Annotated in this window: 1 protein-coding gene; it reads left to right on the forward strand. The window is 78.6% G+C overall.

Features of this window, described 5'->3' with window-relative positions:
* Positions 1 to 136: 136 nt before the first annotated feature.
* Positions 137 to 1,072 (forward strand): SIS domain-containing protein (locus tag JZ5iCDA_RS19865; protein ID WP_139123235.1); only part of this gene is annotated, 936 nt, incomplete at its 3' end.

Consider the following 1,072-nt stretch of genomic DNA (forward strand, 5'->3'; position numbering starts at 1 on the left):
ACGAGCGGGTCGTGGCGGCCGGGTCCCGGTCCCGGTCCGTCCCCCGGCCGGAGCTCGTCCCGTCGGCGGCGCCGTCGGACGTCCGAGGCGCCGCGAGGTCGGCGGGTGCCGCGGCGCTGCGGGCGGTGAGCGCCCGATGAGCGCCCTGCACCCCGGGTCCCCCGACGCCCCGCACGAGGCCGCGCGCCGCTGGCTGCGCGCGCACGCCGACGACCTGCATCAGGGCCTCGACCTGCTGCTCGCCGAGGCGCACCGCATCGACGCGTGGGGCGAGCGCCTCGCGGACGTCGTGCTCGCGGGCGGGCGACTGCTCGTCGCGGGCAACGGCGGCAGCGCCGCGGAGGCGCAGCACCTGACGGCCGAGCTCGTCGGGCGGTTCGAGGGCGAGCGCGTGCCGCTGTCCGCGATCAGCCTGCACGCCGAGACGTCCAGCCTCACCGCGATCGTCAACGACTACGGCATCGGCGAGATGTACGCGCGGCAGGTCGCCGCGCACGGGCGCGCCGGCGACGTCCTGCTCCTGCTGTCCACGTCGGGCAGCAGCGAGAACGTCGTCGCCGCGGCGCAGCGGGCGCGCGAGATCGGCCTCACGACGTGGGCGCTCACGGGCCCGCGGCCGTCGGCCCTCTCGGCGGCGTGCGACGACACGCTCGCGATGCAGGGCGCGTCGACGTCGTCGGTCCAGGAGCTGCACCTCGTCGTCGTGCACGCGCTGTGCGCGGCGGTCGACGCGCACGTGCGGCACCGCCAGGCGGTCGGCGCCGAGACCCGCCCCGTGCCCGAGGCGCCGGTCCCCGCCGACGACCGGCCGCACGTCGTCGTCGTCGGGGACGTGCTCCTCGACCGCGACGTCGACGGCCAGGTCACGCGCTTCTCCCCCGACGGGCCCGTGCCCGTCGTGGACACGCTGGGCGTGCGGCGCAGCCCCGGCGGCGCGGGTCTCACCGCGCTGCTCGCGGCCGACGACGCGCGCGTGCGGCTCGTCGCCCCGTTCGGCGACGACGAGGCGGGCGCGGACCTGCGCGCGCTCCTGCGCCCGCACCTCGGCGTCGTCCCGGTGCCGCAGGAGGGC

This window comes from Cellulosimicrobium cellulans (genome assembly GCF_001722485.1).
Classification (GTDB): domain Bacteria; phylum Actinomycetota; class Actinomycetes; order Actinomycetales; family Cellulomonadaceae; genus Cellulosimicrobium; species Cellulosimicrobium cellulans_A.